Here is a 4,029-nt window from a genome sequence, read left to right on the forward strand (position 1 = left end):
ATGGGTCTTAAAGAAGCTAAAGAATATGTTGATAATTTAGAAAGGAATAATTAAATATGAATACTAAAAGTAAAAATAGTATAAATATTATTTGTTTTGCAGGCGTTTTTGTCATTATGTCTGGACTGATAAGTTCAAGTGAAGATTTATTGAGCAGGATTGTTCCTGCTATATTACTTGTTTGGTCTGCGAATAACGTAGGTTTAATTATAAAAAGAACTTATTTAAATAAAAATTAATAACTTTATTGAGTTCGTCACAAGTAACATATTGACATACTTGTAGATAAATATAACTAAAATATATTTTAAGGAGGAATAAAATGAGTCAGTTATCAATCGATTATCTACCTTCAATAGTCCTATTTGGTACAATAGCAATAGTAATAATATTAGGGACTTTGATAATTAAGGTAATTAATAAAAATCGAAATAAAGACAATTGAGTGTCCATATTTAGTCTACAAACTTTATAAATTACATAGTATAATAACCTAAAATGGAGCTGAATTAGTAGCTTATGTAATGAAAAAAGAAAATATCCAACTATCTAATTTGGTCCAACATAATTACTGGAGTGGAAAGAATTGTCCTTCTCAAATACGTAGAGGTAAGAATGGCATTTCATGGTCCGACTTTAAAAAGCTAGTAGCTAAGAAGTTAAATAAAGGTATAGTTGAACCTACAAAAACTATAGAAAAATTAATTGCAGAAACATTGGCTGGTAAATATGGGAATGGAGCAGAGAGAAGAAGGTTGCTAGGTAGTAACTATAATGAAGTGCAAAGAGAAATTGATAAAATGTATAACTTTAAACCTATACCAAAACTGACTAAGACTATAGACAAATTAGTTGAAGAAACATTGTTAGGATTCCATGGTAATGGTGCTGAAAGAAATCATTAGGATCTAATTATCAAAAAGTACAACAAATTATCAATGGAAAATTTGAAAGAGTAGATATAAATAAGCTTGTACAAGAAACATTAGCAGGAAAACATGGCAATGGAGCTCAAAGGAAAAAATCATGATGAATAAAATTAAAATACCAGGACTATTTGTCCTGGTATTTTTTATGTCAATTGATTTTATTTTTTATTTTATGATATAGATATATAATTTCGTCTAGTTCTTGACTTATATCTATTATTTCTTTTGTAATTATAAAATCATTCTTATGTAGCAGTTTATGCATTTGTTTTTTTAATGCTGTCATTTTCTCTTCAACATCTTCTACTTTCCCCATAAAACCACACTCTCATTTTTTTTATTTTCCCCACTTTTCTTATTATAATATAAAATCTAATTATAAACAATATAAATCTAATTATTAAATATTATTACTTATTTGTCATAAAAAGTCTGTAATTGTCATACGATTTATAAAGGAATTTTTTATACTTTGTAGAATAATTAATTTAAACATAGTAATAATCTTACCAGGAGGTTTTAATATGGAGGGTGCCATAAATGACTTAGTAGAATTATCAAAAGATTTCATTAAATTTGCAGAAAAACTTTATAAAGATGAAAAGATAGACAAAGAAACTTATATAGAAATTACAAAGAGAAAGAAAGGTTTTTTAAGGTTTATTGAAAAAGACAAAATACATAAGTGATATAATGAGCAATTATTTTAAGGCTAGGAAAAAATCTCTAGCCTTATTTTTTATATTTAAAATATTAATCAATAATAGTGTTATTAACTGTATGTTAGACGTTCATATTTCTATTTAAGATTTATAGTATTTTCATTTTTAAAATACCAATTTATAAATTTTTTAAAACAAGATTGCTCTTTTTTACTCAAATATTTTTCTCTCTCATTATCATCTAATTCAGCTATTGTTTTTCCAATTTCTGCAACTTCAAAAATGTAACTTAGTTTTGACCAATTTTTTTCATTCTCTAATCCTCTTATTTCATTTGATAATAAACCATTTGTTTCTGCTTCAAAAAATTTCATATTATGCCCATCGTAGTAAACTAAGCATTCTTTGAACTTACAATGTCTATTTTCTTTTCCTTCCATTAATTTCAGAATACCTTCAATACCTATAGTCTCTAATGCGTAATTTACATATGATCTAGGAAATCCTTTTAATTCTTCAATGAAAAATCCAGAATCCATAGAAATACATGGCTTTCTCACTATTTTATAAGCCTGAATTGCTTTTATTTTTGATATTTCTTTAATATTATCATTTCTAGGCTCTATTAATTCGGCTTTATATTGTATAATTTCGACGTCTTTGAGATCTCTTTGAGCTGATTTAACTTTTCCCGCATTAGATGTTACGAAAATAATTTGCTTTTTATTCATTTTATCCCTCTTTTCAAGCATTCTAAAAAATATGATTTCTAAGAATTTACTTTCAAAACAGTTCTATAGACATCTTATCATATCTAAATAGGGTGTATATAATACTGTGTTATAAGTAGTCAAAGTTCCATTGAGTTTTTTCTTAGTAAAGCACCTTACTTTACGTATATTCTCACTTATATATTATAAAGCAAATTAAAGTAGTTAATTAAGTATCTTAAGCAAAATATCTTGTTTATTTTTAACTCCTTGAATTAAATGTGCTACAGATGGATTGCCATTTAAAGACCAATAGTTGTACCAATTTTCATCACTAAACAAATATCTTAATGAAAAAACTATAATATTATTTTTATCATAGTTAGACAATTTAATTTTTCGCTCATATCCTTTAATAAGACATTCAAGTTTATCTAAATAATCCTGTGCTCCTATATTTTCATTCCAAAATTCTAAAACTATAACGCCCAAATCGCTAATTAATGGACTATTTTTAAGGAATTCAAAGTCAATTTAAAAATATTTATCATCTAAGTAGAAAATATTGTTTGTATTTAAGTCATTATGTACTACTCCATTGGTTAACAGTTCATAATCAGGACTATATTTTTTATAAAATTCTTTTATTTCTTCTAATCGTTCCACCGATTGTGCCTCGGAATATCTCCACTCATAAAGTCTTTATAAAAATCTGATTTATTCAAATTCCTTAGATTCATATTAGATAAGAGAATATGCAATTCACCTAAAATTTCTCCAAGGTAGATTAAATCCTCATTTCTTTTGTATGAAAGTTTAATCAAGTCTTCTTTTATTTGAACTGTAAGGATCCTATCTTCAATTACATTAAAAAATTTATTATTGTTATTCTGTAGATATCTAGATGAACTTATCACATTAGACTTTAATAGATTAGACGCTACCTTTATCGATAATTTGATCTGCTCTAATTGTTCAAGTTTCTCGAGCTTGATTATATAAGAACCTTCTTTATTTTCACCCCAAAAAACATTATTTCTAGCTTTATTTTCACCAAAGGGTTTTAATTTTAAGTTTAAATCGTATTCTTCAAGTATTGTATTTTTAATGTTTTGCATTTTCTTTATAGACCTCCAAAATTTAAATTCAAATTTTTATAGTGTACTTGATTCTTTACTTTATATATTTAATTATGTATAATGCTCAGTGATTCGAGATTGTGACTTATTCATAACTTTATCTTATTAATTTTATGTTGCTAATTGGTGTGTTAGGCGATGGTTAGAAATTAAAATTTATCGGTTAGAACAAAATTCATCATATATCGCTCAGCTTCATCTGCACTATATTCCTCTGAGTTAAATAAAATACCGGAGTAATTTATATGCTCTTCCAAAGCAAATTTAAGATACATAGCTTCATGATGTCCTCTTTTTTCCATTTCTCCTTTTAATAATCGTTCAAAAGAACGCATGTCAAGACTACTTAGATCATTACGTGTTACAATTCCTTTTTCTAAATATATTCTCTCTGCATCATCAAATACATTCATTATAGCTAGACTAATAGAATTCATTAATATTTTAATTATAAAAAAGTATTTTTAAAATCTTTGATATTTTAAGAAAATCAATAAAAAGCTTAATAAATGTTAGTTTTTGTTATTCTTTTTATTAAAAAATAATGAAATAGTTAAGAATATGGTTAAAGCTATAGCTAAAGAATTAT

Annotated in this window: 10 protein-coding genes; 4 read left to right on the forward strand and 6 right to left on the reverse strand. The window is 25.5% G+C overall.

All coding sequences use genetic code 11. The features are described from left to right. Nucleotides 1-116 precede the first annotated feature (116 nt). The 3 genes from D3Z33_RS17040 to D3Z33_RS16330 all read left to right on the forward strand — a co-directional run bounded on the left by D3Z33_RS17040 (nucleotide 117) and on the right by D3Z33_RS16330 (nucleotide 905). A complete protein-coding gene (locus tag D3Z33_RS17040; RefSeq protein ID WP_279279106.1) occupies nucleotides 117-239 on the forward strand; it encodes a hypothetical protein in 123 nt (40 codons plus the stop codon). 83 nt (nucleotides 240-322) lie between these two features. Next, the gene (locus tag D3Z33_RS17045; protein ID WP_279279107.1) at nucleotides 323-445 is read left to right on the forward strand and encodes a hypothetical protein; all 123 of its coding nucleotides are present in this window, start codon (nucleotides 323-325) and stop codon (nucleotides 443-445) included. 79 nt (nucleotides 446-524) lie between these two features. Further along, on the forward strand, nucleotides 525-905 hold the full coding sequence (locus D3Z33_RS16330) for a hypothetical protein (RefSeq protein ID WP_160198838.1): 381 nt from the start codon (nucleotides 525-527) through the stop codon (nucleotides 903-905). Nucleotides 906-1,077: 172 nt separating this feature from the next. Here D3Z33_RS16330 and D3Z33_RS16335 read toward each other — a convergent pair whose 3' ends face one another. Next, a complete protein-coding gene (locus D3Z33_RS16335; protein ID WP_160198839.1) occupies nucleotides 1,078-1,245 on the reverse strand; it encodes a Spo0E family sporulation regulatory protein-aspartic acid phosphatase in 168 nt (55 codons plus the stop codon). Between the two features lie 208 nt (nucleotides 1,246-1,453). Here D3Z33_RS16335 and D3Z33_RS16340 point away from each other — a divergent pair, with 208 nt between their 5' ends. Beyond that, entirely contained in the window at nucleotides 1,454-1,618 is a 165-nt protein-coding gene (locus tag D3Z33_RS16340) for a hypothetical protein (RefSeq protein WP_160198840.1), read from the forward strand. Nucleotides 1,619-1,728: 110 nt separating this feature from the next. Here the strand turns inward: D3Z33_RS16340 and D3Z33_RS16345 are convergent, their stop codons facing one another. From D3Z33_RS16345 to D3Z33_RS16360, 5 genes are all read right to left on the reverse strand, one after another. Beyond that, the gene (locus D3Z33_RS16345) at nucleotides 1,729-2,322 is read right to left on the reverse strand and encodes a non-canonical purine NTP pyrophosphatase (protein ID WP_160198841.1); all 594 of its coding nucleotides are present in this window, start codon (nucleotides 2,320-2,322) and stop codon (nucleotides 1,729-1,731) included. 204 nt (nucleotides 2,323-2,526) lie between these two features. Then, on the reverse strand, nucleotides 2,527-2,793 hold the full coding sequence (locus tag D3Z33_RS16350) for a hypothetical protein (RefSeq protein ID WP_160198842.1): 267 nt from the start codon (nucleotides 2,791-2,793) through the stop codon (nucleotides 2,527-2,529). 42 nt (nucleotides 2,794-2,835) lie between these two features. Further along, on the reverse strand, nucleotides 2,836-2,967 hold the full coding sequence (locus tag D3Z33_RS17050; RefSeq protein WP_279279108.1) for a hypothetical protein: 132 nt from the start codon (nucleotides 2,965-2,967) through the stop codon (nucleotides 2,836-2,838). Then, nucleotides 2,955-3,419, reverse strand: a complete 465-nt coding sequence (locus D3Z33_RS16355; RefSeq protein ID WP_160198843.1) for a hypothetical protein — start codon at nucleotides 3,417-3,419, stop codon at nucleotides 2,955-2,957. The genes D3Z33_RS17050 and D3Z33_RS16355 overlap by 13 nt, the downstream gene beginning before the upstream one ends. A gap of 170 nt (nucleotides 3,420-3,589) precedes the next feature. Beyond that, the gene (locus D3Z33_RS16360; RefSeq protein ID WP_160198844.1) at nucleotides 3,590-3,877 is read right to left on the reverse strand and encodes a hypothetical protein; all 288 of its coding nucleotides are present in this window, start codon (nucleotides 3,875-3,877) and stop codon (nucleotides 3,590-3,592) included. Nucleotides 3,878-4,029: the final 152 nt, after the last annotated feature.

The sequence above is a fragment of the Senegalia massiliensis genome (genome assembly GCF_009911265.1).
GTDB classification, from domain to species: Bacteria; Bacillota; Clostridia; order Tissierellales; family SIT17; genus Anaeromonas; species Anaeromonas massiliensis_A.

What these genes read in the sequence shown, in the direction of transcription:
- D3Z33_RS17040 (WP_279279106.1), top strand. Translation starts at nt 117, where the DNA reads ATGTCTGGACTGATAAGTTCAAGTGAAGATTTATTGAGCAGGATTGTT.
- D3Z33_RS16340 (WP_160198840.1), top strand. Translation starts at nt 1,454, where the DNA reads ATGGAGGGTGCCATAAATGACTTAGTAGAATTATCAAAAGATTTCATT.
- D3Z33_RS16330 (WP_160198838.1), top strand. Translation starts at nt 525, where the DNA reads ATGAAAAAAGAAAATATCCAACTATCTAATTTGGTCCAACATAATTAC.
- D3Z33_RS16335 (WP_160198839.1), bottom strand. Translation starts at nt 1,245, where the DNA reads ATGGGGAAAGTAGAAGATGTTGAAGAGAAAATGACAGCATTAAAAAAA.
- D3Z33_RS17045 (WP_279279107.1), top strand. Translation starts at nt 323, where the DNA reads ATGAGTCAGTTATCAATCGATTATCTACCTTCAATAGTCCTATTTGGT.
- D3Z33_RS16360 (WP_160198844.1), bottom strand. Translation starts at nt 3,877, where the DNA reads ATGAATTCTATTAGTCTAGCTATAATGAATGTATTTGATGATGCAGAG.
- D3Z33_RS16355 (WP_160198843.1), bottom strand. Translation starts at nt 3,419, where the DNA reads ATGCAAAACATTAAAAATACAATACTTGAAGAATACGATTTAAACTTA.
- D3Z33_RS16345 (WP_160198841.1), bottom strand. Translation starts at nt 2,322, where the DNA reads ATGAATAAAAAGCAAATTATTTTCGTAACATCTAATGCGGGAAAAGTT.